Source organism: Arthrobacter sp. SD1074B (assembly GCF_056780195.1).
Map to the genome: position 1 here is coordinate 2,643,184 of NZ_JBRAZT010000001.1, position 22,959 is coordinate 2,666,142.

Here is a 22,959-nt window from a genome sequence, read left to right on the forward strand (position 1 = left end):
CGGCAATGACTGGCACCACCCACACCGCGGCTGCCACTTCTCTACCGGCCGGCGGCGGTCCGCACTGGCGCGCGCCGTTCGCGGAGCGTCCGGTCGACGCCACCGTCACGGTGCCCGGGTCGAAGTCCCTGACCAACCGCTACCTTGTCCTGGCGGCCCTCGCCGACGGCCCTTCCCGGCTGCGGACCCCGCTGCACTCCCGCGACTCGGCCCTGATGATCGAGGCGCTGCGGCAGCTGGGGGCCACCATTACCGAGGTGCCCGGCGACGGAGCCTACGGCCCGGACCTGGAAATCACGCCGATCGCCCTGGCTGCTGACAGCGGTACCGCAACCGAGGCCGTAATTGACTGCGGCCTGGCCGGCACGGTCATGCGCTTTGTGCCTCCGGTCGCCGCGCTGCGCCGCGGCGAGTCCCGCTTCGACGGCGATCCGCATGCCCGCAAACGCCCGATGGGCACCATCATCGAAGCGCTCACCGGACTTGGTGTGGCGGTCAGTGCGCCCGACGGCGGACCGGCGTCGTCGTTGCCCTTCGCCGTACACGGCACGGGCGACGTCCGCGGCGGCCACCTAGTCATTGACGCCAGCGCGTCATCCCAGTTCGTCTCCGCCCTGCTGCTGGCCGGCGCGCGCTTTAGCGAGGGGCTCCACCTGGAACACCGCAGCAGCGAAGACTCAGGCAAGCCGGTGCCCAGCCTGGACCACATCAACATGACGGTCGCGGTGCTGCGCGGCGTGGGCGTGGCGGTTGACGACTCCGTGCCGAACCATTGGGTCGTCTCCCCCGGACCGATCCGGGCCTTCGACCTGCGGATCGAGCAGGATCTTTCCAACGCCGGACCCTTCCTCGCGGCCGCCCTTGCCACCGGTGGGACCGTGCGCATCCCCAACTGGCCGGCCGAAACCACCCAGGTGGGAGACCTCTGGCGCGCCATCCTCGCCACCATGGGGGCAACGGTTACCGTCGACGACGGCACGCTGACCGTCACCGGCGGCCCGGAGATCAAGGGTGGCAACTTTGACGAGACCAGTGAGCTGGCGCCGACTGTCGCAGCGCTCTGTGCGCTCGCCACCGGGCCCTCACGGCTCACCGGCATCGCGCACCTGCGCGGCCACGAGACGGACCGGCTCGCGGCGCTGGTGACCGAGATCAACCGGCTCGGCGGCGACGCCGAAGAGACCGCCGACGGACTCATCATCCGCCCGGCTCCGCTGCACCGCGGCGTCGTGCACAGCTACGCCGACCACCGCATGGCCACCGCCGGCGCCATTCTCGGCCTCGCCGTCCCCGGCGTCGAGGTCGAGGACATCGCCACCACAGCCAAGACCATGCCCGACTTTCCCCAGCTCTGGGATGCCATGCTGGCACAAGGAGCCTCCGCCGGGAAGGACGCCGCCGGTGGCCCGCAGCACTGACTCCTGGGACGAATCCGACGTCCGGATCCGGCCCAACAAAAAGGGCACCCGGCCCCGCACCAAGGACCGGCCCAGCCACGACGACGCCGTCACCGGACGCATCATCACCGTTGACCGCGGACGCTACACCGCCGTCGTCGCCGAAGGCACCGGCACGGAACGGAAGATCATCGCAGCCCGCGCCCGGGAACTGCGCCGCAACCCCGTCGTTGCCGGGGACTTCGTCTCCCTCGTCGGCGACGTCAGCGGCGAGCCTGACACGCTGGCGCGGCTGGTCAAGATCCAGGACCGCCGCACCCTGCTGCGCCGCAGCGCGGACGATACGGACCCGATCGAACGCGCCGTCGTCGCCAACGCCGACCAACTGGTCGTCGTCGTTGCCGCCGCGAACCCGGAACCGCGCACCGGGTTCATCGACCGGGCCCTGGTGGCCGCCTACGACGCCGGGATCGAGCCGCTGCTGCTCGTGACGAAGGCGGACGTCAAGGATCCCGCCGAACTGCTCGCCAACTACCAGCACCTCGACTTCCCGGTGATCATCTCCAAGACGGCGGATTCGGCCGCCTCCGGCATCGACGCCCGATCCGATGACGGCTTGTCCGCCCGGCTGGACAAGGCCGCCGTCTCACAGCTGCGCGCCTACCTGGACGGAAAGGTCACCGTCATGCTGGGCCACTCCGGCGTCGGCAAATCCACCATGGTGAACGCGCTCACCGGTGCCGAACGTGCCACCGGTGGCGTCAACGCCGTCACCGGCCGCGGCCGGCACACCTCGTCCTCCGCGCTGGCGCTGAAGGTCAACGACGCGCCCCCCGGGAGCTGGATCATCGACACCCCCGGCATCCGCTCCTTCGGCCTGGCCCATGTGGATCCGGACCGGATCCTGCGTTCCTTCCCGGACCTGGCGCCGGGAACCGAGGACTGCGAGCGGGGCTGCAAGCACGATGCCTCCGCCGTCAACTGCGGGGTGGACGCCTGGGTGCAGGGCGGCCACGCCGGCCCGTCCGGCCCGGCCCGGCTCGCCTCGCTGCGCCGGTTGCTCGGCACGGATCCCCGGCTGGAAGCGCAGGACACCAAGGAGCTCGGCAGCGTCTCCTAGTAGCACCCCTGGCTGGGGCTCGTGGCAGGCCCTCCTGGCAGGGGAGACGTGGCCTCCCGGCCCGCGGCGCGTTTTGGCGGTAGTTTGGAGGCATGAGCCAACCCGCTTCGAGCTACAACGATGACCTGCGCCTTGCCCATGTACTGGCAGATTCCGTAGATTCCCAGACCATGAACCGCTTCAAGGCGCTCGACCTTCGGATCGAGACGAAGCCGGACCTCACTCCCGTCACCGATGCCGACAAGGCCGCCGAGGAAGCCATCCGCGGGCAGCTGTCCCGTTCCCGGCCCCGCGATGCCGTCCTCGGCGAGGAGTTCGGCAGCTCCGGCCACGGCTCGCGCCGCTGGATCATCGACCCGATCGACGGCACCAAGAACTTCGTCCGGGGCGTCCCGGTGTGGGCCACCCTGATCGCCCTGGTCGACGAAGGCGAACCCGTGGTCGGCGTCGTCAGCGCCCCCGCCCTGGGCAAACGCTGGTGGGCGGCCAAGGGCGCCGGTGCCTACACTGGCCGTTCCCTGGCCGCGGCCACCCGGCTGAAAGTCTCGAACGTCTCCCGGCTCGCCGACGCGTCGCTGTCCTACTCGAGCCTGGGCGGCTGGAAGCAGCGTGGCAACCTCGACGAGTTCCTGGGCCTCACCGAGGAGGTCTGGCGCACCCGCGCGTACGGCGACTTCTGGTCCTACTGCCTGGTGGCCGAAGGCGCGGTCGACATCGCCTGCGAGCCCGAGCTCAACCTCTATGACATGGCCGCGCTGGTACCGATCGTGACGGAAGCCGGCGGCCGCTTCACCTCACTCGAGGGTGAGGACGGCCCCTTCGGCGGCAACGCACTGGCCACCAACTCCATCCTGCACTCGGAGGTCCTCAAACGCCTCAACCCGGGCCTGGACGACCTGCTCTAGCCGCCCGGCCACGGCAGTCCGTAACACAACGCTTCACATTCCCGCTTGCCTTTTCGGTGCGCACGGCCATGTCCTAGGCTCGAACCAGGTCACGAGTGCCAGCGCTAAACCCCGGTTTGCTGGCCGGCAACCCTCCATTCGCGGCGGGGTGCCCCGGGTGACGACCTGGCCGGTCCGGAGCGGACGCGGCAAGCGCGGATCCCCTGTGAGCGGGGTCCTTTTTGAGCGAGGTCCCATGACGACTGCCACCATTCCTACCCACCCCACCGCCAGCGCGGGGCTTTCCGGAGCACACTTCGACGCCGCCCGTCGGCCGCTGTCCGCCGTGTCCGGCGCCGAGATCCTGGCCCCGCTGATCCAGGGCGGCGAGGTCCGCTACGCCAACCTCGACTACGGCGCCTCGGCCCCGGCGCTGTCCGTGGTGTCCGCCTACCTGAACGAGATTCTGCCGTACTACGCCAGCGTGCACCGCGGCGCCGGCTACGCCTCCCAGCTCAGCACCTCGGTGTACGAGAACGCCCGGAACATCGTCCGGGGCTTCGTCGGCGGACGCGCGGACGACTCGGTGATCTTCACCCGGAACACCACCGACTCGCTGAACCTGCTGGCCGGCTGCCTGCCCGTTGCCGGCGGCCAGCACACCGGCGAGGTGCTTTACCTCGACATTGAACACCACGCCAACCTGTTGCCCTGGCAGAACGTCCCGCACCGGAGCGTCGTCGCCGCCGCCACCCTGGCCGGCACCGTGGCGCGGCTCCGGGCCGAGCTCGCCCTCGGCGGCGTGAGCCTCTTGGCCGTCACCGGCGCATCCAACGTCACCGGCGAAATCCTGCCGATCCGTGAGCTGGCAGCCCTGGCGCACGAATTCGACGCCCGGATTGTCGTCGACGCCGCCCAGCTGGCCCCGCACCGCCGCATCAACATCGCCGCGGACGACGTCGACTACCTCGCCTTCTCCGGCCACAAGCTCTACGCCCCGTTCGGCGCCGGCGTACTGGTGGGCCGGCCGGACTGGCTCGACGCCGGGACCCCGCACCTAGCCGGGGGCGGCGCCGTGCGGGATGCGCGGCTGGACACGGTCAGCTGGACCACCGGCCCGGCCCGCCACGAGGGCGGCTCCCCCAACGTCCTGGGCGCCGCCGCGCTGGCCCGCGCCAGCCAGGTGATCGAGGCGCTCGACGAAAAGCAGTGGCACGCCCACGAGGACACCATCCGTTCCTTCCTGGTGGAGGGGCTGCAGCGGATCGAGGGTGTGAGCGTCCACCACATCTTCGAGGACACGGCCCGGGGAGAGGGACCCGGGACGATCGGCGTCGTGAACTTCTCGGTCGCCGGATACGACGCCGGCCTGGTCGCCGCGTACCTCTCCGCTGAGCACGGCATCGGCCTGCGCGATGGCCGGTTCTGCGCCCATCCGCTGCTGAAGCGGCTGGGCCTGCCGGCCGGGTCGCTCCGCGCCAGCTTCGGCCTCGGGTCCCGGCTCGACGACGCCCAGCGGCTGCTTGCCGGGCTGCAGGAGCTGCGGCGGAGCGGCCTCGGCTGGGACTACGTGGTGGACGCCGGCCGCTGGGTGCCGGCCAACGACTCGCGCAGCTACCCGCACTGGGCACCGAACACGCCGGGCACCGCCGGCGCTGCCCCCTGCACCCTCGACTAGCCGGTCCGCCGCCTGGCCGGCGGCGCCCGACTCGGGAGGCCCCCGCCTCCGGCCGCGTGCGGTAAATTCGGAGGGTACTTACCTATTGCTGCCGAAGGAGATCGCACGTGGCACGCGGCGGCCCCAAACTCCACCACCAGCGGCGGCAGGAGCTCGGCCAGAGCTTCCAGGACGGCGGCGAGCACTACGACCGGGTCCGCCCGGGCTACCCCGCGGACTCGGCCGATTGGCTGATCCCCGCCGGGGCCCGGGACGCCGCCGATCTGGGCGCGGGCACCGGCAAGTTCACGGCGCTCCTCGTCGAACGGGGGCTCCGGACCGTGGCCGTCGATCCATCCCCGGACATGCTCGAACAACTGCGCCGCTCCCTGCCGGGCGTCACCGCCGTCGAGGGCACCGCCGAACATACCGGCCTGGCGTCCGGAGCCTTCGACCTGGTCACGGTGGCCCAGGCGTGGCACTGGTGCGATCCCCTGCTAGCCAGCACCGAGGCCGCCCGGATCCTGCGCCCGCACGGCATCCTCGGCCTGATCTGGAACCAACTCGACACCTCGGTCCCCTGGGTGCACCGGCTTTCGCGCATTATGCACGCCGGGGACGTCCACAAGCCCGACTTCAGACCGCCGCTGGGACCTGAATTCCGCGGGCTGCAGAGCCACCTCACCCGCTGGGAGGATCCCGTCACCAGCCAGGACATCATGGAACTGGCCAAGTCCCGGAGTTACTACCTGCGGGCGGCCGAGGCCACCCGCGCCAAAGTCCTCAGCAACCTCGACTGGTATCTGCACGAGCACCTCGGGCGCACTCCGGGCGAGCCCCTGCCGCTCCCCTACCTGACGCAAAGCTGGCGTGCCGCCCGGGCCTGAGTTTGGCGCATTGCACTGAAGGCATGCCGCGCCTATTATTTCGGTGTGCCTAACTTTTCTTTGTAGGCATCCTGGAACTTTTGGGAGCCGCAGTGCTTGATGTCACCGGACACGAACCCGGGCCCGCGGGGCCGCCGCCTGCCCGCAAGGTCCGGGGCAGCCGCCGCGCCCTGCTGGGCCTGCTCGGCCCGGCGTTCGTGGCCGCCATCGCCTACGTGGATCCCGGCAATGTCGCCGCCAACCTCACGGCCGGGGCACAGTACGGCTACCTGCTGGTGTGGGTCCTCGTCGCGGCCAACGTCATGGCGGTGCTGGTCCAGTACCAGTCCGCCAAACTCGGCATCGTCACCGGCAAAAGCCTTCCCGAGATCCTGGGCGAGCGGCTCCGGCCGGTGTGGCGCCGCGCTTTCTGGGTCCAGGCTGAAATCGTGGCGGCAGCGACCGACCTCGCCGAGGTGGTGGGCGGCGCCGTCGCCCTGTACCTGTTGTTCGGTCTCCCCCTGCCCCTTGGGGCCGTGATCGTCGGCGGCATTTCCATGGCACTGCTCGCCGTGCAGAGCCGGAACCAGCAGCGGCCCTTCGAGTTCGTCATCATTTTCCTGCTCGGCATCATCACCGTCGGGTTCCTGGCCGGACTGTTCATCAGCCCACCCGATCCCGGCGGCGTCGTGGCCGGACTTGTGCCCGGCTTCCAGGGCCCGGACACGGTGCTGCTGGCCGCGAGCATGCTCGGCGCGACCGTGATGCCGCACGCCATCTACGTCCACTCTGCGCTCTCCCGGGACCGGCACCGCCCAAACCCCCATCTCCACGTCCCGCCGCACGCGATGGCGCGGCTGGTCAAGGCCACGCGCTGGGACGTGGTCGCGGCCCTGGCCGTGGCCGGTATCGTCAACATCGGCATGCTGCTGCTGGCCGCGTCCACTCTCGGCGGTGAAGAGGGCACGGACACCATCGAGGGCGCCCACGCCGCCATCACCGCCAACCTGGGCCCGGTCGTCGGCGTGGTATTCGCCGTCGGCCTGCTCGCCTCCGGCCTGGCCTCCACCTCGGTGGGCTGCTACGCCGGCGGCACCATCATGCAGGGCCTGCTGAAGGTCCGGATTCCGCTGATGACGCGCCGGGTGCTCACCCTGATCCCCGCGGTCGTCCTGCTGGCCGTGGGCTTCGACCCCACCTGGGGGCTCGTGCTCAGCCAGGTGGTGCTCAGTTTCGGGATCCCGTTCGTCCTGGTTCCGCTCGTGGTGCTGACCAGCAGCAAGCCCCTGATGGGCCGCTTCGCCGACGGGATGGCCCTGCGGGTCGCCGCGATCGTTAGCGTGGTCCTGGTGGTGGCACTGAACCTGGTCCTGCTGTGGCTCACCTTCACCGGCGCCGCCGGACGGTAGGCTTGGGGCTGTGAAGACCAGTCCGCCCTCCTCCTCGATCGAGGATTACGTCAAGGTCATCTACTCCTTTACGGAGTGGCAGGACAAGCCGATCACCTCCACGCAGCTGGCCCAGCGCCTCGGCGTCGCCAATTCCTCGGTCTCCGAGATGGTCCGCAAACTCAAGGACCAGGGCCTGGTGGACCACAAGCCGTACAGCGCCGTCACCCTGACCGACGACGGCGTGCGGCTGGCCCTTTCGATGGTCCGCCGGCACCGCCTGATTGAGACCTTCCTGGTGCAGGAGCTCGGCTACCGGTGGGACGAGGTCCACGACGAAGCGGAGCTCCTGGAACACGCCGTCTCGGACACCTTTATCGAGCGGATGGCCGCCAAACTGGGCAACCCGGTCCGGGACCCGCACGGCGACCCGATTCCCGCCGCCGACGGCACGGTCCTAATGCCGCCGGCCTACCGGATGAGCGAGCTTGACGAGGGCCATACCGGCCGGATCACCCGGATCAGCGACGAGAACCCCGAGTTGCTGCGCTACCTTGCTGCCCAGCAGATCGATCTCGACGCCGCCGTCGAGGTCCTGGGCCGGAAACCGTTCGGCGGCCCGCTCGTCGTCCGGATCGGCGCAGGGTCAGCCCTGCGCGACGTCGACCTCGCCGACGAGGTGGCCTCCGCGCTCTGGGTGCACAGCGACGCCGCCCACTCCGGCTGCAGCGTCGCCCGTCAGGAGGAGCGAAGGAATGCTTGAGCAAAGGCCCTTTGGAAACACTGGAATCGAAGTCTCCATCGTGGGGCTTGGGGCCGGCCAGATCGGCGAAAGCGACGTCACCGAGGCCGAAGCCGCCGAGGTGCTCAACGGAGCCTTGGATCTCGGCGTCACGTTGATCGACACCGCCGCCAGTTACGGGCTGAGCGAAGAGCGGATCGGCCGGCACCTCGGCCGGCGCCGGGACGAATTTGCGCTGTCAACCAAGGGCGGGGCCGGGGTCAACGGTCAACGGGACTGGTCGCCGGGCAGCGTGCTTGGGAGTATCGAGCAGTCGTTGCGCTTGACCCGGTCGGAGCGGATCGACGTCTTCTACCTGCACTCCTGCCCGCTTGACGTCCTGCGGCGCGGCGACCTGCAGGACACCCTGGACCAGGCCGTGGCTGCCGGAAAGATCGGCGTTGCGGGCTACAGCGGTGACAATGAGGCGCTAGACTTCGCTGTCGACTCCGGCCGGTTCGCGGCGATCGAAACCAGCGTCAACATAGCCGACCAATGGAATCTCTGAAACGTCCTCGGCCGGCGGCCCGAACTCGGAGTGATCGCCAAGCGCCCCATCGCGAACGCGCCGTGGCGGTTCGCCCAGCGGCCAGCCGGGAACTACGCAGAACTCTACTGGGAACGGCTGCAGGCTCTCGAACTGGACCCGGACGGCCTGGATTGGGCCGAGTTCGCCCTGCGCTTCACGGTGTACGCTCCCGGTGTGGACACCGCCATTGCCGGCACGGCCAAACTGGCCCACTTGCGCCGGAACATCGCGGCCGCCGGTCGTGGACCGCTCCCGGCTGCGGCCCTGGAAAGCATCGACCGCGCCTGGCGCGCCGTGGGCTCCGGATGGCCGGCCTCGACCTGACGGCCGTTAGTCCGGGGCGTCAGCTCCCCCGTTGTCATCACTGTCGCGCGGCGGGTTCCGGATCCCGACGGCGGACGCCGCGGCGCCGGCGATGAAGAGTCCGGCGGTGACCGCCGCGGTGCCGTGCAGTCCCGCCGTCGTGATGACCGGGCCGGTGATGAGTCCGGCGAATGCGATGGCCACCAGTCCCGCGATGCGGGCGACGGCGTTGTTCACGGCCGAGCCGATGCCGGCTTCTGCGGGGTCCACGGCGCCGAGGATCGCCGCGGTCAGCGGCGCCACGGTCACGGCCAGGCCGATCCCGAAGACCACCAGCCCGGGGAAGACCTGGCCGAAATAGTCCAGCGGCAGGCGGATGCCCAGCAACATTAGGAATCCCGCCGCGCACAGCAGCGGCCCTGCCGTCATGAACCAGCGCGGACCGTAGCGGCCGGACAGCGTGCCCACGCGTGCGGACAGCAGCAGCAGTATCGCGGTGGAGGGCAGCAGGGCGAAGCCTGCGGCGGTGGCACCCAGGCCGGCAACCTGCTGCAGGAAAAGCCCCAGGACGAAAAAGCCGAGGTTCAGCGCACCGTAGATGACTGTGGTGGCGATGTTGCCCCAGCCGAAGTTGCGGATCGCGAAGAGCCGCAACGGCATCATCGGCGCCGGCGTGCGCCGCTCATGGAGCAGGAACCCGGTGAGGCCGGCGACGCCGAGCACCAGCGGCAGCCAGACCTGCGGGGCGCCCCAGCCAAGGCTCCCGCGTTCGATGAAGGCGTAGACGATGCCGCCCAGGCCGACGATCGCCAGGACGGTTCCGGTGATGTCGATCGTGCTGCCGGGGGGCCGCTCCAGGTCCAGTTCACGCAGCCGGCGCAGCGCAGGCCAGACAGCCACCGCCGGGACGATGTTGAGGAAGAAGATCAGCCGCCAGGTGAACACGTCCACGGAAATCCCGCCCAGCACCGGGGCGGCGACGATGGCACCGGAGGTCCACGCCGACCACTTGCCGATCGCGGCGGACTGGGCCGGCCCGCTGAAGACCGTCACGATCAAGGCCAGCGAACTGGGAACCAGGAGAGCACCTGCGATGCCCTGCAGGCCGCGCGCCACGATGAGCGACTCCCCGTTCCACGCCAGGCCGCAGAGCACGGAGGTGGCGGTGAAACCGGCCAGGCCCCACTGCAGGACCCGGACCCTGCCGAACTGGTCCGAGAGGGAGCCTGCCACCAGGATCAGCGCCCCCAGGGTCAGCAGGTAGGCGTCCACCACCCATTGCTGGACCACCAGGCCGCCGCCGAGTTCCCGGTCAATCGCCGGGAGCGCAAGGTTGACCACCGAACCGTCCAGAAAGGCCATAAAGGACGCGATGATCGCCACGTACAGCACGCGCTTTTCAAGGCTGGACAAGACTGCGGCGGGGTTGCCGGACATGGCTGCTGCCTTCCTCACTGCCTGCCTGACGGCGGGGCACCGGGTTTGGGATGAGCCTAGCACCGGCCGTCTGCGGATCTGTTGGGGTGCCCCGATCCCGTAAAGTTGAAGGATGGTTACGAGACGTGAAGCTGCCCAGATTCTTGATATTCCGCTGGAAATGGCGCATCGTCACGGCATTCCGTCCCGTCTGACCGATGCCGAGCTGGGCGAACTGCTGGACAGTCCGCCGGCCTGGCTCCTCCAGTCGAAAGCGAACCGGACGGGCAAACGCCCGGTCTGGGTCCAGCTGACCTGCGCTGTCTGCGGATTCTCCGAGGCGGCGCGGCCGAAGAAGTGGTGGGCGGAGTTCAGCCACGTCTGCTGCGCCCACCACGCCCCGTACGAGCTGCCCGCACTCGGCGCCGGTGAAGTCCGCAGCGAGTACGAGGGAGTCGGGAGCCGCTTCGTCGGCATCGTGGACGTCGCGGTACCCGAGGCGTAGCCTTAAAAGCACGGGCTCATCCCGGGCCCCCACCTTTAGGGAGCGCGCAATGCCTGACAAGTCGCCGCACCGGCACCTGAGCAAGAAGCCGGTCAAAACCATCAAGGAAAAACGGGCCGAAAAGAAGGCCAAGCACATCGTGGACGAGCACACCGATCCGGTGGCGCACATCAAGAAGCGGTGATCGCCGCCCGCACAAGAGGAACACAGCCAGCACAACAAAAAGGCCGGAAGCTGATGCTTCCGGCCTTTTGCTACGGGGTGGAGCGTCCGTTGCCGGGGCTCCGTGAGTGGAGATGGGGGGAATTGAACCGCCCCAGCCGCCACCATAGGCCCCGAAAAATGCCTAGATTCCGCGGATCACACCCAACAAGACTAACCGAATTGAAGCTGATTCAACGCATCTGTGCACTTAGTGCACAGCCTAATTGGCGCATTCGAAGCGCTGCTGCAGCGCAATCCTGGCCTCCGTCGGAAGGGACGCGATCCAGTCGGAGAGGACACTCTTCGTCACCATGACGTCCTCGGCCAGCTCGTCGATGGAGTTCGACCATGGGGCGTGTTCCCACACCGCTTCCCAGGATACGAGTCGGTGTGCCGCCAGTGCGCGAACCTTCCGTTCTACCGCTGGCGGCTGGCACTCCCGGTGCCCTGCCTCGATGTGCACGAGTTCGTGAGTTATGGCGCAACGCTTCTCCCTGAGGGTTAGTCGCTCGTCATAGTAGATCGTCCGTCCGTCTGTGGCCGCCACTAGGAATCCCGGGAGGCGGGTAGCGACGACATGCACGCCGAGCTCGGCCGCCAGTCCCTCCCCAGAATCCATGCCGCAACCTTAGTAGCAGGCTCCGACAGTGAAGGATTGTTACTCGACGTCCTGGGATTCTTCGCCTGCCTGCGCTGCCCTGGCTGATTCATGCTTGCCCTCGGATTCGGTCTCAGTGTTGCCGGCCATACGCTCGAAGTCGGGACGCGACTTCTTCGGCGCCGGGAACTGGACGACATTGTCCGGGCTCTCCTCGGCCCCCGTACGCCGGCCGTCAAGCCAGTCCTGCATCTCACGGGAGATTGCCTTGAGCATGTCCTTCGACTCGTCGGGCAGCCGTCCGGCGCCGACCAGGAGGAGGTCGTTCGGGTTCTCCGGTTCGATGTCGATCCCGAGTGTGCGGGCCGCGGCGAGGACCAGGTCGCGCTGGCTGACGTTGAGCGCACGGGATAGGCCGGCGATCGTCTCGGTGGTCGGCCAGCGGGTGAAGCCGTCCTTGACGATGGACTGGAGGGCGCGGGCTTTGGGGACGCCGCCGGCGCGCTTGGAGATTGTCTCGTAGGAGTCGTCCTTCTTTGCTGCGAGGACGATCTGCTGGAAGTTGGGGCCTGATGTCGATGTCATGCTCTGAGCTTTCCTATGGGTGCTGTGGAGCGCAACGCGCATGGTGCGCACTATGCCTACCGGTAGGCGGTACCCCTAATTCTAGGTTTCCGCCTACCAAAAAAGCCCCCCATCTAGCAGCTGATTAATGCTGGTGCGGAAAACAAGCACTGTCAGTGCTTGACGTGACGCCTACCGGTAGGCAATACTTCAAGGGCAGCAGAACAAGGCAACCCGCCTACCGAACAAAAAGGAGAGCTCATGTCACCCTGGCGCACTAAGGCCCGTTGGCCGAAAGGAACGTACATGCAACTGGTCTCAAAGGAAGCGCTCTGCGCTTACCTGATTACCCAGAAAGACATCGACGCCCACAAGAAAGGCGCCCCATTGCCGCACAAGATGACCCAGCGGGGGCTGGCTGACCGAATCGGCAAGCACCCCAGCTTCATCAACCACCTCACCAGCGGCCGGCGCAAGTGCCTGCTCCCAGAAACGGCAGAGCGAATTTCGGAGGTGCTTAACGCGCCACTGGAGGTTCTATTCGTGTCTGTGGCACCGTCTGCCAAGCGTCAGATCACGCAGTCACAGCACTTGCAAGTGGCTTAGGAAAGGACACGCCGACATGACGCAGTCAATGGCTCTGGAAGACACCACGTGGACCGAGGAGGCCGTCGCAACGATCGCGGACCTCGCGAAACGCGGAGGCACTGTCACTGCCGACGACCTCCGCCGGAACCACCGCCCCGCACCACACCCGAACCGGGTCGGGTCCGCGTTCAGGATCGCTCGCTCCCGCGGCCTAATCACCCAGGCCGGCATCTCCACGTCCCGGCACCGGTCCAGGCACGGCGGGATCCTCCGCGAATGGGTGGCGGCATGAGCACCTACCTCACCGTCCCGGAAGTAGCGCAGATGTTCCAGATCTGCGAACAGACGGTCCGCAACCGGGTGAACGGCGGCCAGTGGCCAGCATGGCGGGACGGCCGCCAGATGCGGTTCGGTCCCGAGGAAATCGAAGCGATCCGCCGAAAAGGATCCCAGGGCCCAGCCCCGGACAAAGCCCAGCGCAGGACCCGCAACCGGCAGCTCCGCGAAACCCGGATCTTCGCCCAATAGAAAAGGGCCCCGCAGCCGGCCAAAGCATCGCGGGACCCAAGAACAAGCAAGCGGCTCATCTACAAGGAGGATACCTGATGGACCAGCGTTTCCAGTTTACCAAGGAGCAGGCCGAGAAGGCCGCCCGGGTGGCGATCATCAACTACTACGAGCGGTACCCGAACGACTGGCAGGACGAGGACGCCCTCGCCTACGAGGTCAGCGGCATGCTGGGGATCCGGCCGCAGCCGGCCTACATCGCCAACGCGCTGCAGGCCCTCGACGATCTTCGCCAGGTCGAGAACGGCACCCACGACCGGCTCGACCTGAACGCCGCACGGACCCGGGACAACACCGAGGCCCTAGTGGAGGAGTTCGAGGGCGATCTCCTTACAGCGATCCGCGATGTCGTGGCCGAGTTCCGCACCCGCGAGGTCTTCGTCCCCTCGGCGGTGGCGGCATGAGCCGGCAGCGTATCCACCTGACCGAGCGTGGCGAGTGGGTCGTCGACTGCCTCGGTGCCCTGGCCGCCATTGTCGTGATCCCCGGCTCGCTGCTGGTTTTCGGGAAGCTGGTCGGACTGTGAACGCCTGCGAGCACCCCTCCGCCACATACGACAAGGGTGCGACCACCTGCTCGACGTGCGGAACGGACCTGTCATGAACGCCATTGAAGTAACCACCGAAACGAAGATCAACCACTGGGAGCTAGGGCGTTTGTTCTGGCAGTGGGACAGCGAGCAGCAAGCGCACTTCCTGCACGGTATGGCGATCGGGTTCACCGAAGTCGGCGGCCTGGGTCCTCACTACCAGCTGCACGCCATCCCCGGCCACCTCGAAGGCCACTACCTACGGGACACGCAGGACCTCATCGAGAAGTTCCACGAGTACTTCAGGGATGAGTCATGAACTGCTACTGCCGGGGCCAGGCTATCTGCCCGAACTGCGGCGAACACACCTGCACCGACTGCAACTGCAACGACACACACCACGGAAAGGACAACTCGTGACCACCAAGACCAAGGCCCAGGTGAAGGGACTGACCTTCACGCATTCGGGCCACCGCTACAAGCTCGACGGGCTCCCGGTCACCGGCGTGACCACCATCCTCAATGGCGGCATCCCGAAGCCCGCCCTTGTCTACTGGGCCGGGAAGGTCGTGGCGGAGTACGTCGAAGCGAACCCCACCGAGATTGAATCCTTGCGGGCCCGGGACGAGGTAGACATGGTCCGGGAACTCGCTGCAGTGCCGGCCAAGGTCCGGGACGAAGCAGGTGTGCGCGGCACTGCCGTGCACGACTTCGCCGAAGCCCTGGCCTCGACTGGGTCCGTTGAGGACGTCCCGGACGACCTCGCCGGGTACGTCGAGGGCTACGCGGACTTCCTTGACCGCTTCCAGATCACCCCGATCCTCATGGAAAGGCCGTGCGCCAGCCGGAAGGACTGGTTCGCCGGGAAGTTCGACATGATCGGCACCTCTCCCCTGCTCAACGACGGGCAGCCGGTGATGATCGACCTCAAGACGTCCAAGTTCGTCTACGGGGAGACCGGCCTGCAGTGTGCCGCTTACTCTCTGGCCGAGTTCTACATGGACGAGGACGGGACTGAGCAGCCCATGCCGGAGATCGTGGCCACGTACGTCGCCCACGTGACTCCTATGGACCGCGACGGTGAGAACGCCCGCTACGGGGACGCGCCGTTCGGCACGACCCTTTACCCGCTGGCGAAGAACCGCGCCGAAATGAAGGGCCACTACGCGATGTTCCTGGCCGCCGCCTACACCCACAAGACCACCAAACTCCGGGACGCCATCGTCGGCGCCCCAGTGACCATCGAAGAGAAAGCAGTAGCAGCATGAGCGAAGTAGCAATCCCCCAGACGGCCCCCGTCGCCGCCTTCAACACGAGCGCCCTCCCAGCGACATCCGCGACCGTGTCCCTTATGGAATGGGCGCAGGAGCTCGCCGCCGCGCACCAGCTCGGAACCGCCCTGTGCAGCACCGAGTTCGTTCCGACGTCGTTCCGTGGCAAGCCGGAAGCCGCGGCCGCCGCGATCCTCGCCGGGAAGTCCCTCGGCCTCGACCCCATGAACGCCCTGGCCAACATCTTCGTCGTCTCCGGCCGCCCCTCCATGTACGCCCGCACCATGGCCGCCCTCGTCATGCAGGCAGGCCACACCATCCGCCGTATCGAGGCGACCGAGCAGCGCGTCATCTACGAAGGCCGCCGCAAGGGAGAGACCACCTTCACCCGCGTCGAGTGGACCATCGCCCGGGCACAGAAGGCCGGCTACACGTCGAACAAGAAGTACCAGACCGACCCGATCGGCATGCTCACCGCGAAGTGCCAGGCCGAGATCTGCCGCGTCATCGCCCCCGACGTGCTCACCGGTATCGCCGCGACGTCGGTGGAAGAAGTGGAGCTGGACGACCTCGGCGAACAGGCACCCGCGGCGCCCGCTGCGGAGGCTAAGCCGAAGCGCACCATCCAGCGAGCCCAGGCCCCGGCCCCGGACCTCCCCGACATCGTCCACGACGCACCGCAGGACGAGCCGGAGGCGCCGGCCGAGCCGTTGGCCACCACAGCGCAGCTCACCAAGATCCACGTCATCCTCGGCAAGCTCGGCGCCAGCGACCGCGAAGCCGGACTCGCCGAGCTGTCCAACTTCACCGGCCGCACCATCGAATCGTCCAAGGCCCTCACCAAGGCCGAGGCGTCCCGCTTCATCGAAGACGCCGAGACTCCACCGGCTGACGCTGACGGTGTCATCCCAGACGTCGACTCCGAGTGGGGCCTCAACCAGGCGGGTGCCAAGTAGTGGCGGGCGAAACCACGATCACCGTGATCGGCAATCTGACCAATGACCCGGAGCTCCGGTTCACCCCCAGCGGTTCGGCGGTCGCGAACTTCACGATCGCGTCCACTCCGCGCACGTTCGACCGGCAGTCCAACGAGTGGAAGGACGGGGAAACCCTCTTCCTCCGGGCCAGCGTTTGGAAGGAGGCCGCGGAGAACGTGGCCGAGTCCCTGACCAAGGGCATGCGCGTCATCGTCTCCGGACGGCTCAAGTCCCGCTCCTACGACACCAAAGAAGGCGAGAAGCGCACCGTGATTGAGCTGGAGGTCGACGAGATCGGCCCCAGCCTGAAATACGCGAACGCCAAGGTCAACCGGACCCAGCGGCAGGAAGGTGCCGGTCACGGCGGAAACCAGGGCGGGCAGGGCTCGTGGGGCGGCGGCCAGCCCGCAACCGGCAACAACTCGCCGGGCGTCTGGGGCAACGGCCCCGACACCGAACCCCCGTTCTAAGGAGAATCCCCTTGACCATCACCGACATCACACCCCGCATCGAAGCCCGCGAAGGCGTCGCCGTCACCGTCTACACCAAGTCCGAATGCTGGGGCTGCGGCAAGACCAAAGCCCTCTTGGAAAAGGCCGGTGTCGAGTACACCGAAGTGGACATGGAGAACGACCAAGCCGCTTACGACTACGTCACCAAGACCCTCGGCTACAAGCAGGCTCCGACCCTGTACGTCTCCACCCCCGAGGGTGACGTCCACTGGTCCGGGCTGCAGCCGACCAAAATCCGCGAACACATCACCCACCGTGCGGAGGCAGCAGCATGAACCTCGTAGAAGAACTCGAAGCCCAGGGATACATCGTAATCCCACCGACCGACCTGCCCGAGGTCAAGACCGACGAGGATGAACTCCTTGCCCGCATCGACGGCATCGACGATATCGCCTTCACCGGCGGTCTGATCAGCCGTAGCGTTCCACTCCCTTCCAAGTCCATCGTCAGCGCGAACCACAACGTCAACTTCGAGTACCGCAAAGCTGTCGCGCACCTCGCAATGGCTAAGTGGCTGGAGGCGAACCTGCCGTTCGAGGAGAAGGTCTGCACACTCCGCAACGAGCTGCTGAAAGGTGACGGGCTGGAGTGGTGGCAGGCCAAACCGAAGCAGATGCGGAAGGCCACGAAGCAGGCCCGGGCACTCCTGCGGGCGGCCGCGTGAAGCCGATCGCCCTCATCCCGCCCAAGCCGGTACTGAACATCCCGCGCCGGCAGCTCGACATCGCCATGTGCGACTCCTGCGACAAACCGCTTAACCGCACCGGTGAGTGCGCCGGCTGCACGGACTAAACCTTCCCCGCCAGCGCCTGCAGCACCGGGCCAGCGCAGGGAAACACCCTGGGGCTCCCGCAACACCGCGGGAGCCCCACCCACCCCCTTGGAAGGAACACTCATGACCGAACTCGCTGTCTCGGACGTCTTCACTACCGCCGGAACGATGAAGCTCTACCGCGACCACTTCCAGAACCACCGGCAATACAACATTCCTCCCGCGCAGCTGATCATTGCCGACATTCCCTACAACATCGGTACCAACGCTTACGGCTCGAATCCTCAGTGGTACGAAGGCGGCGACCGGGTCAACGGGGAATCTGCCCTCGCGGGAAAACGCTTCTTCGACACGGACGAAGACTTCCGGATTAGCGAGTTCATGCACTTCACCAGCCGGATGCTCAAGAAGGAGCCAAAGGAGAAGAACGAGGCCGGCTGCATGATCGTCTTCTGCTCTTTCGAACAGCAGATGCAGGTCATAGAGGAAGGCCGCAAGTACGGATACAAGAACTACATAAACCTTGTGTTCCGGAAGAACTTCTCCCCGCAAGTCCTCAAAGCCAATATGCGCATCGTCGGTAACACCGAATACGCGATCGTCCTCTATCGGGACAAGCTTCCGAAGTTCCGCAACAAAGGCCGCATGGTGATGAATTGCATGGACTGGACCCGCGACAGTCTCACTCCCAAAGTTCACCCAACCCAGAAGCCGATCTGCGTCATTGGACGGCTGATCGAAATGTTCACTGACCCGGGAGACGTGGTGATCGACCCATGCGCCGGCTCCGGGGTGACCCTACTGGCCGCGGAGAACCTCGGGCGGAAGTCGTTCGGCTTCGAGATCAAACGTGAATTTGTGAGCGCCTTCGAGACAAAAATTCGCCCCCAGGTCAGGGAACTTCTCTTCTAGCGAAGGACAGGAAATGAACGCAGCTTTTATGGGAGTCACAGCGTGAGTGCCCACGCCGACTACCGGGTCCGGCACCGAAAACCCGTGGTCTTCTACTGCGGCTGCGGGAAGGTCTACTCCCCCACCAGGGACGAAGCCAGACGCCTCCGCAGAGAAATCGCAGGGCCCGGCGCGCAGCTGGAGGTGTGCCGGTTCTACGAATGCGATCACGGCGGATGGCACTGGACAAGACGAGTCCCTGGATGGAGCGAATGATGGACAAGGACAAACGGCCGTACATCACGGTCACGAACGAGCTGTTCCGGCACCCCAAGTTCCGGCGCCTATCGGACAAAGCCAAGCTCTACCTGCTCGAGCTTTGGGGAACGTGCAACGAGTTCCAAACGGACGGGCTCATCGAACACGCAGTCCTCCACGCCCAGGGGAAGAAAGTCGCTGACGAGCTCCTCAACGGCTGGGTGGAGACCACCAAAACCGCCGGCGTCTACTACATGCACGACTACCTCGTCCACCAGAAGTCCAAGGTCGAGATCGAGCTGCACAAGGCGAAGAAGTCCACCGCCGGCGCGATCGGGGCGCACACTCGGCACCACGAGAAAAAGGGCATCTTCGACATCAGCTGCGAATACTGCCAAGCCACCCGAACCGGTTAGCACCTGCTAAAGCACGTGCCATAGCAAACCCGTAGCAGCGGATTAGCACCATTAACCATTAACCATTCCTACTCACCTAAGAGCCTCAACTCACTTCAATCTCTACTTCAGTTTTCAAGAAGTTGGGAAAAGAAAAGCGTCGATCGTCACTTAGGTGATAGGGGCCTCCGCGACGCACGCCGATCCAATTTTGACCAAGGAGATCCATGTACAAGCTCACGGACCAGGAAGGGCAGAGGCTGGTAGCCATGATGGTCGCGGCCCGGCCTGACTGGCTCCCGAACAAGCCCGGGGTGACGCTCCGGGAAGCGAACGACGCAGGTGGGCTACCGGGGAAGGACTTTGGTCACTGCATCCGGGCCCTCGCCCACTACGCCACACAGGTGGACGCCAGCGGTGCCCACTCGAAGCGCACCCCGAACTTCTACCCCCAAGACGGGAAGCACTGGTCCAGTACGGCACCCGACGACTGGCAAGCCCCACGCACCTGGACACCATGCGAAGACCATCGAACCTTCGAAGCCCATACCTGCCGGGCCTGCTGGGGAGACATCAAAGCCGGCCTCCGACCAGAGAACAAACTCGGCAAACACCACACACCAGAAAGCGAACAAGCATCATGAGCGATAAGCACACCGAGAGGGACATGCTGGATCTCCTCCTCGCCCGGTACAACACCGAGCGGCAGGGCACCATCGCCGACCGCTGGGTCCGGGCCGAACACGTCCGAAGCACCCAGAGTGGCTACCAGTTCACCAGCATCGCGGACTTCATCGCCATCGATAAGTACCGCTCCACCCAGGCGATGCATGGCCACGAGGTGAAGGTCTCCCGCTCCGACTGGCTCACCGAATTGCGGGACCCGACCAAGGCCGAGCGCATCAAGCGCTACTGCAACTTCTGGTGGCTCGTCATCTCGGACGCCGCCATTGTGAAGCCGGGAGAACTTCCTGAGGACTGGGGCCTCATGGTCAAGAGCGGGAACAGGCTGCGAATCAAGGTCAAGGCACCCGAGCTGGACACTGAGCCCCTGACACTGGACTTCATCGCAGGCCTCGCATCAGCCGTCCAGCGAACAGCATGCCGTGAACCACTGAGGCGCGATGCACGCACCATCAGCCAGTGGTCTGAGGGGCGCGGCTCCTACCGGCAATGCCAAGCCTGCGGCGAACCATCACCCTGCCAACTCCACCAGCCCCGAGCAGCAGCAAAGGACCTAGCAGCATGACCGACCCAAAGAAGACCGTCGACGTCGCCCGTATCGAGGCGGCCATCAAGCTCCTCTACCCGGACGAGATGACCCCCATAGCGAAGAGCGTCCTCGAGAAGATCCTCAGGGAAGCATCATGACCCCGGACCAGGTCAAAGCCGTCCTCGCCGCCACCAAGCGCCGCGCACTCCTCGACGCAGCCGAACAAATCCCCCACCCCGAAGCCGCCCAATGGCTCCGACAGAAAGCCGACCAAAAATGACCACCACCGGGAAGCACACCGAAACAACCCTCAAAGCCCGCCACCAAGAAGCCCTCGACATCTTCCACGCCTGGGTAGACCGATTCCACACCACAGGAGGGAAAGAAACCCAAGCCGTTGAGATCCAGATGGAAGAAGCTTGGGACTGGGTCGAACAAACCTCAGAGGACCTCCAGCTCTACCGCGAGGTGATGCGCCACAAGACCAGAGAGCACGGCAGGACAGCCGCAAACACCCGCTCCCGCCTCCATGCCCACGGAAGGCACTGACAGTGCCGGAGAAGGGCACTGAGCGCGTTACCGGACCGGCTCAACAACGCGCAGAAGGTGTGAAGCAGTTGGAGGTTCCGGCGCCGGCTGGGTGGATCAATTCGAATCAGCGTCTTCATCGGATGCAGGTGGCGAAGTTGACGGCGTCGTGGCGTGAGGCTGCCAGGGTGCGGGTGCCGGGTTCGTGGTCGCCGGCTGAGGGCCCGGTGCGGGTGGTGGCTGAGGTGTGGAAGCCGCGGCGTGGCCGGTATGACCCGGGCAACTTGTATCCCACGGCGAAGGCCGTCGTGGACGGCATCGTGGACGCTGGCCTGTTGTCGGATGATGATTGGCTGCATGTGGTGGGGCCCGATATGCGGCATGGCGGGATTGGTCCGGCGGCGTTGGTGGTGAAGATTTACCCAGCGTGACCACTGTCGGTGCTTGTGTCGCGCACCGACAGGCGGTAGGCTCGGTGAGAGCAGCAGACAACGGCCAGGGATGGCCTAACCCGATGGAGGAAACAATGACCACAACCACCACGCCGGCGACTGACCGGGTGATCCTGGCGCATGCTTTCCGCCGGGCGAAGGTCGCCTCGGAGCGGGCCGACGCTGACGCCGCGCAGGCCGCGTCCGAGGCGCAGGAAGCCCGGACCCGGCTCACCGCACTCGAAGCCGAGTACCGGGCCGCGAAGCTTGGATGTGTCGCATGAGCGCCCGCGACGAACTGGTCCACAAAGTTCGGCTGAGCCTGATTCTTGACCTCGGCTCAATCGTGACTGACCACGATGCCGACGACGCAGCTCACAACGTTGTCGCACTTGCTGAGGAACACTTCACGCCCCGCACCATCACCACCGCCGAAGAACTCGACGCGCTGCCGGTGGGGGCGGTTGTAGTCGATTGGGTTGGCCGCATCCACGAGAAGGACGCTGAGGACGACGCGCCGGACCTGCCGTGGTGGATGACCCCGGGTGACCAGCGGAGGTACCCGGCCACGCGTATCGCCCTCCCCGCCACGATCCTGCACGAACCCGAGGCGCAGGCGTGAGCGCCAGGGACCGGTACACGCGGTGGGATTTCCTCGCCGCGTTCATCCCCGTCTTCGTCATCGCGTTCATCCTCCTAGCCTCCCCGGTGCACTCGTGAGGGCGGCGCGTTGGACGTTCCGCCGCCTCGCCTGCTTCTTCGGTGAGCAGCTCATCCCCGGCCGAAACCACGTAATCCGGGGCGTCCGATGAGCGGGTTGCAGGTCACTCGCCCCGAGATCCGGACCGTCGTCAGCTTCGACCACGTCGTCAACACTGAGGACCAGTGGGACTTCCACGAGTGGAACTGGACCGCCACGGAGGTGGCGGCCGACAAGCGCGGCCACCCCAACCCCCGCATGATCAACGCTGACTGGCGGCTCGTCCGGTGCAACAACACCGACTGCCCCGCGGAGGCAATCGTGCACATGAACGACGTCCTGAACGCCCTGCCAGCCGCGCCAGAAGCGCAAACCGAAGAAACGACCGCCCACCAGGAAGGAACACAATGAGCGAGCACCCGCACCAGCCCAGCACCGGCACGAAGCATCTCCACTGCACCGCCACGGACTGCCAGTTCACCCAGTACGTCAACCCCAACCCCACCATCAAGGACAACGACCTGTTCTGGCAGGGGCAGTTCCGGCGCAACCACTCTGACCAGTACGAGCCCGGTCGCGCCCCAGACATTGAAGTTGACTGGGTCATCTCCGCGTGCTGCTCCGTCTGCGAGGACGGCATCGGGGACATCGAGGTCAACGACTCCGACAGCATCCGATGCAAGGACTGTGGCACCACGTGGGACATGCGCGGCACCGCCGGGGAACGAACCGAGCAGGAGGCGGCCGAGTGACCGCCGCGTCCCTGTCCCCGGACGACCTCGCCACGATCCAGGCACGCGCAGACGCCGCCACAGAAGGGCCGTGGGTGTTTGCATACTACGGCACAGGTGGCGGGCCGCCTGAGGGCTGTGAGGTCCACAACGGCAAGGGGGCATTGGACCTCGGGACTTCAAAGGCCGACGCGGAGTTCATCGCGCACGCCCGCACGGATGTGCCGGCCCTTCTCGCTGTTGTCCGGTCCCAGCAGGCCGCGATAGTGCGGGTCAACGATCTGGTCCGCTACTTGGATCGCCTCGCGCCGGGAGACAAGCACTACGCGGGACTCATCCGTGCCGCGCTCACCGCAACGGAGGGGGCGTGATGGGTGGGCATGG

39 protein-coding genes and 1 riboswitch are annotated in these 22,959 nt (G+C 66.5%); of the genes, 35 read left to right on the top strand and 4 right to left on the bottom strand.

Annotation, left to right across the window (positions count from 1 at the left end):
- The first annotated feature begins 5 nt into the window (after nucleotides 1-5).
- The 9 genes from aroA (at nucleotide 6) to ACUYM2_RS12180 (ending at nucleotide 8,946) form a co-directional block, all read left to right on the top strand.
- The gene (gene aroA, locus ACUYM2_RS12140; RefSeq protein WP_481600282.1) at nucleotides 6-1,418 is read left to right on the top strand and encodes a 3-phosphoshikimate 1-carboxyvinyltransferase; all 1,413 of its coding nucleotides are present in this window, start codon (nucleotides 6-8) and stop codon (nucleotides 1,416-1,418) included.
- A complete protein-coding gene (rsgA, locus tag ACUYM2_RS12145) occupies nucleotides 1,402-2,517 on the top strand; it encodes a ribosome small subunit-dependent GTPase A (RefSeq protein ID WP_481600283.1) in 1,116 nt (371 codons plus the stop codon). The genes aroA and rsgA overlap by 17 nt, the downstream gene beginning before the upstream one ends.
- A 92-nt stretch (nucleotides 2,518-2,609) precedes the next feature.
- On the top strand, nucleotides 2,610-3,422 hold the full coding sequence (hisN, locus tag ACUYM2_RS12150) for a histidinol-phosphatase (protein WP_481600284.1): 813 nt from the start codon (nucleotides 2,610-2,612) through the stop codon (nucleotides 3,420-3,422).
- Nucleotides 3,423-3,509: 87 nt separating this feature from the next.
- Nucleotides 3,510-3,623: riboswitch (SAM riboswitch) on the top strand.
- A 34-nt stretch (nucleotides 3,624-3,657) separates the two neighbouring features.
- The gene (locus tag ACUYM2_RS12155; protein ID WP_481600285.1) at nucleotides 3,658-5,079 is read left to right on the top strand and encodes an aminotransferase class V-fold PLP-dependent enzyme; all 1,422 of its coding nucleotides are present in this window, start codon (nucleotides 3,658-3,660) and stop codon (nucleotides 5,077-5,079) included.
- A 107-nt stretch (nucleotides 5,080-5,186) separates the two neighbouring features.
- A complete protein-coding gene (locus ACUYM2_RS12160) occupies nucleotides 5,187-5,945 on the top strand; it encodes a class I SAM-dependent methyltransferase (protein ID WP_481600286.1) in 759 nt (252 codons plus the stop codon).
- 92 nt (nucleotides 5,946-6,037) lie between these two features.
- Nucleotides 6,038-7,333, top strand: coding sequence for an Nramp family divalent metal transporter (locus ACUYM2_RS12165; RefSeq protein ID WP_481600287.1), 1,296 nt, complete (start codon nucleotides 6,038-6,040; stop codon nucleotides 7,331-7,333).
- Nucleotides 7,334-7,343: 10 nt separating this feature from the next.
- Nucleotides 7,344-8,075, top strand: a complete 732-nt coding sequence (locus tag ACUYM2_RS12170; protein ID WP_481600288.1) for a metal-dependent transcriptional regulator — start codon at nucleotides 7,344-7,346, stop codon at nucleotides 8,073-8,075.
- Nucleotides 8,068-8,601: an aldo/keto reductase gene (locus ACUYM2_RS12175; RefSeq protein WP_481600289.1), complete on the top strand. Its 534-nt coding sequence runs from the start codon at nucleotides 8,068-8,070 to the stop codon at nucleotides 8,599-8,601. Before ACUYM2_RS12170 ends, ACUYM2_RS12175 begins: the two co-directional genes overlap by 8 nt.
- 30 nt (nucleotides 8,602-8,631) lie before the next feature.
- Complete coding sequence (locus ACUYM2_RS12180; protein WP_481600290.1) at nucleotides 8,632-8,946, top strand: hypothetical protein; 315 nt, start codon at nucleotides 8,632-8,634, stop codon at nucleotides 8,944-8,946.
- A gap of 6 nt (nucleotides 8,947-8,952) precedes the next feature.
- On the opposite strand, the gene ACUYM2_RS12185 is transcribed toward ACUYM2_RS12180, so the two are convergent.
- The gene (locus ACUYM2_RS12185; RefSeq protein WP_481600291.1) at nucleotides 8,953-10,362 is read right to left on the bottom strand and encodes an MFS transporter; all 1,410 of its coding nucleotides are present in this window, start codon (nucleotides 10,360-10,362) and stop codon (nucleotides 8,953-8,955) included.
- A gap of 112 nt (nucleotides 10,363-10,474) precedes the next feature.
- On the opposite strand from ACUYM2_RS12185, the gene ACUYM2_RS12190 reads away from it, so the two are divergent.
- Both ACUYM2_RS12190 and ACUYM2_RS12195 read left to right on the top strand, forming a co-directional pair.
- A complete protein-coding gene (locus tag ACUYM2_RS12190; RefSeq protein WP_481600292.1) occupies nucleotides 10,475-10,846 on the top strand; it encodes a hypothetical protein in 372 nt (123 codons plus the stop codon).
- Nucleotides 10,847-10,895: 49 nt separating this feature from the next.
- Nucleotides 10,896-11,030 carry a hypothetical protein gene (locus ACUYM2_RS12195; protein WP_268760372.1) on the top strand — a complete coding sequence of 45 codons (135 nt, stop codon included), beginning with the start codon at nucleotides 10,896-10,898 and terminating at the stop codon, nucleotides 11,028-11,030.
- A 240-nt stretch (nucleotides 11,031-11,270) separates the two neighbouring features.
- On the opposite strand, the gene ACUYM2_RS12200 is transcribed toward ACUYM2_RS12195, so the two are convergent.
- Both ACUYM2_RS12200 and ACUYM2_RS12205 read right to left on the bottom strand, forming a co-directional pair.
- Nucleotides 11,271-11,669: an ImmA/IrrE family metallo-endopeptidase gene (locus ACUYM2_RS12200; RefSeq protein WP_481600293.1), complete on the bottom strand. Its 399-nt coding sequence runs from the start codon at nucleotides 11,667-11,669 to the stop codon at nucleotides 11,271-11,273.
- A 39-nt stretch (nucleotides 11,670-11,708) separates the two neighbouring features.
- Nucleotides 11,709-12,233, bottom strand: a complete 525-nt coding sequence (locus ACUYM2_RS12205) for a hypothetical protein (protein ID WP_481600294.1) — start codon at nucleotides 12,231-12,233, stop codon at nucleotides 11,709-11,711.
- A gap of 285 nt (nucleotides 12,234-12,518) precedes the next feature.
- Between ACUYM2_RS12205 and ACUYM2_RS12210 the strand changes: the two genes are divergently transcribed.
- From ACUYM2_RS12210 to ACUYM2_RS12300, 19 genes are all read left to right on the top strand, one after another.
- A complete protein-coding gene (locus ACUYM2_RS12210) occupies nucleotides 12,519-12,818 on the top strand; it encodes a helix-turn-helix transcriptional regulator (protein WP_481600295.1) in 300 nt (99 codons plus the stop codon).
- Between the two features lie 16 nt (nucleotides 12,819-12,834).
- Entirely contained in the window at nucleotides 12,835-13,092 is a 258-nt protein-coding gene (locus ACUYM2_RS12215; RefSeq protein WP_481600296.1) for a hypothetical protein, read from the top strand.
- Nucleotides 13,089-13,328, top strand: a complete 240-nt coding sequence (locus ACUYM2_RS12220) for a helix-turn-helix domain-containing protein (RefSeq protein WP_481600297.1) — start codon at nucleotides 13,089-13,091, stop codon at nucleotides 13,326-13,328. The genes ACUYM2_RS12215 and ACUYM2_RS12220 overlap by 4 nt, the downstream gene beginning before the upstream one ends.
- A gap of 77 nt (nucleotides 13,329-13,405) precedes the next feature.
- Nucleotides 13,406-13,771 carry a hypothetical protein gene (locus tag ACUYM2_RS12225; RefSeq protein ID WP_481600298.1) on the top strand — a complete coding sequence of 122 codons (366 nt, stop codon included), beginning with the start codon at nucleotides 13,406-13,408 and terminating at the stop codon, nucleotides 13,769-13,771.
- Nucleotides 13,768-13,893, top strand: a complete 126-nt coding sequence (locus ACUYM2_RS12230; RefSeq protein ID WP_481600299.1) for a hypothetical protein — start codon at nucleotides 13,768-13,770, stop codon at nucleotides 13,891-13,893. The genes ACUYM2_RS12225 and ACUYM2_RS12230 overlap by 4 nt, the downstream gene beginning before the upstream one ends.
- 73 nt (nucleotides 13,894-13,966) lie before the next feature.
- Nucleotides 13,967-14,215 carry a hypothetical protein gene (locus ACUYM2_RS12235; RefSeq protein ID WP_481600300.1) on the top strand — a complete coding sequence of 83 codons (249 nt, stop codon included), beginning with the start codon at nucleotides 13,967-13,969 and terminating at the stop codon, nucleotides 14,213-14,215.
- Nucleotides 14,216-14,312: 97 nt separating this feature from the next.
- A complete protein-coding gene (locus tag ACUYM2_RS12240) occupies nucleotides 14,313-15,164 on the top strand; it encodes a hypothetical protein (RefSeq protein ID WP_481600301.1) in 852 nt (283 codons plus the stop codon).
- Nucleotides 15,161-16,123, top strand: a complete 963-nt coding sequence (locus ACUYM2_RS12245) for a hypothetical protein (RefSeq protein WP_481600302.1) — start codon at nucleotides 15,161-15,163, stop codon at nucleotides 16,121-16,123. The genes ACUYM2_RS12240 and ACUYM2_RS12245 overlap by 4 nt, the downstream gene beginning before the upstream one ends.
- Nucleotides 16,123-16,614: a single-stranded DNA-binding protein gene (locus tag ACUYM2_RS12250; protein WP_481600303.1), complete on the top strand. Its 492-nt coding sequence runs from the start codon at nucleotides 16,123-16,125 to the stop codon at nucleotides 16,612-16,614. Before ACUYM2_RS12245 ends, ACUYM2_RS12250 begins: the two co-directional genes overlap by 1 nt.
- An 11-nt stretch (nucleotides 16,615-16,625) precedes the next feature.
- Nucleotides 16,626-16,931 carry a glutaredoxin family protein gene (locus ACUYM2_RS12255; protein WP_481600304.1) on the top strand — a complete coding sequence of 102 codons (306 nt, stop codon included), beginning with the start codon at nucleotides 16,626-16,628 and terminating at the stop codon, nucleotides 16,929-16,931.
- On the top strand, nucleotides 16,928-17,320 hold the full coding sequence (locus ACUYM2_RS12260) for a hypothetical protein (protein WP_481600305.1): 393 nt from the start codon (nucleotides 16,928-16,930) through the stop codon (nucleotides 17,318-17,320). The genes ACUYM2_RS12255 and ACUYM2_RS12260 overlap by 4 nt, the downstream gene beginning before the upstream one ends.
- Nucleotides 17,317-17,448, top strand: coding sequence for a hypothetical protein (locus ACUYM2_RS12265; protein ID WP_481600306.1), 132 nt, complete (start codon nucleotides 17,317-17,319; stop codon nucleotides 17,446-17,448). Before ACUYM2_RS12260 ends, ACUYM2_RS12265 begins: the two co-directional genes overlap by 4 nt.
- Nucleotides 17,449-17,551: 103 nt before the next feature.
- Complete coding sequence (locus ACUYM2_RS12270) at nucleotides 17,552-18,340, top strand: DNA-methyltransferase (protein ID WP_481600307.1); 789 nt, start codon at nucleotides 17,552-17,554, stop codon at nucleotides 18,338-18,340.
- A gap of 254 nt (nucleotides 18,341-18,594) precedes the next feature.
- Nucleotides 18,595-18,993, top strand: coding sequence for a hypothetical protein (locus tag ACUYM2_RS12275; protein WP_481600308.1), 399 nt, complete (start codon nucleotides 18,595-18,597; stop codon nucleotides 18,991-18,993).
- Nucleotides 18,994-19,199: 206 nt separating this feature from the next.
- Nucleotides 19,200-19,616, top strand: a complete 417-nt coding sequence (locus tag ACUYM2_RS12280; protein WP_481600309.1) for a hypothetical protein — start codon at nucleotides 19,200-19,202, stop codon at nucleotides 19,614-19,616.
- Nucleotides 19,613-20,221, top strand: coding sequence for a hypothetical protein (locus ACUYM2_RS12285; RefSeq protein WP_481600310.1), 609 nt, complete (start codon nucleotides 19,613-19,615; stop codon nucleotides 20,219-20,221). Before ACUYM2_RS12280 ends, ACUYM2_RS12285 begins: the two co-directional genes overlap by 4 nt.
- Nucleotides 20,218-20,343 carry a hypothetical protein gene (locus ACUYM2_RS12290; RefSeq protein WP_481600311.1) on the top strand — a complete coding sequence of 42 codons (126 nt, stop codon included), beginning with the start codon at nucleotides 20,218-20,220 and terminating at the stop codon, nucleotides 20,341-20,343. Before ACUYM2_RS12285 ends, ACUYM2_RS12290 begins: the two co-directional genes overlap by 4 nt.
- Nucleotides 20,340-20,465 carry a hypothetical protein gene (locus ACUYM2_RS12295; RefSeq protein ID WP_481600312.1) on the top strand — a complete coding sequence of 42 codons (126 nt, stop codon included), beginning with the start codon at nucleotides 20,340-20,342 and terminating at the stop codon, nucleotides 20,463-20,465. Before ACUYM2_RS12290 ends, ACUYM2_RS12295 begins: the two co-directional genes overlap by 4 nt.
- Nucleotides 20,462-20,734 (top strand): hypothetical protein, encoded by a 273-nt coding sequence (locus ACUYM2_RS12300; protein WP_481600313.1) that lies wholly within the window; start codon nucleotides 20,462-20,464, stop codon nucleotides 20,732-20,734. Before ACUYM2_RS12295 ends, ACUYM2_RS12300 begins: the two co-directional genes overlap by 4 nt.
- 115 nt (nucleotides 20,735-20,849) lie before the next feature.
- Here ACUYM2_RS12300 and ACUYM2_RS12305 read toward each other — a convergent pair whose 3' ends face one another.
- A complete protein-coding gene (locus ACUYM2_RS12305; RefSeq protein ID WP_481600314.1) occupies nucleotides 20,850-21,032 on the bottom strand; it encodes a hypothetical protein in 183 nt (60 codons plus the stop codon).
- A 207-nt stretch (nucleotides 21,033-21,239) separates the two neighbouring features.
- Here ACUYM2_RS12305 and ACUYM2_RS12310 point away from each other — a divergent pair, with 207 nt between their 5' ends.
- From ACUYM2_RS12310 to ACUYM2_RS12330, 5 genes are all read left to right on the top strand, one after another.
- Nucleotides 21,240-21,428, top strand: coding sequence for a hypothetical protein (locus tag ACUYM2_RS12310; RefSeq protein ID WP_481600315.1), 189 nt, complete (start codon nucleotides 21,240-21,242; stop codon nucleotides 21,426-21,428).
- Nucleotides 21,425-21,766 (top strand): hypothetical protein, encoded by a 342-nt coding sequence (locus ACUYM2_RS12315; RefSeq protein WP_481600316.1) that lies wholly within the window; start codon nucleotides 21,425-21,427, stop codon nucleotides 21,764-21,766. Before ACUYM2_RS12310 ends, ACUYM2_RS12315 begins: the two co-directional genes overlap by 4 nt.
- A gap of 186 nt (nucleotides 21,767-21,952) precedes the next feature.
- Nucleotides 21,953-22,255: a hypothetical protein gene (locus ACUYM2_RS12320; RefSeq protein WP_481600317.1), complete on the top strand. Its 303-nt coding sequence runs from the start codon at nucleotides 21,953-21,955 to the stop codon at nucleotides 22,253-22,255.
- Nucleotides 22,252-22,596, top strand: a complete 345-nt coding sequence (locus ACUYM2_RS12325; protein ID WP_481600318.1) for a hypothetical protein — start codon at nucleotides 22,252-22,254, stop codon at nucleotides 22,594-22,596. The genes ACUYM2_RS12320 and ACUYM2_RS12325 overlap by 4 nt, the downstream gene beginning before the upstream one ends.
- Nucleotides 22,593-22,946: a hypothetical protein gene (locus tag ACUYM2_RS12330; protein ID WP_481600319.1), complete on the top strand. Its 354-nt coding sequence runs from the start codon at nucleotides 22,593-22,595 to the stop codon at nucleotides 22,944-22,946. The genes ACUYM2_RS12325 and ACUYM2_RS12330 overlap by 4 nt, the downstream gene beginning before the upstream one ends.
- Nucleotides 22,947-22,959 lie beyond the last annotated feature (13 nt).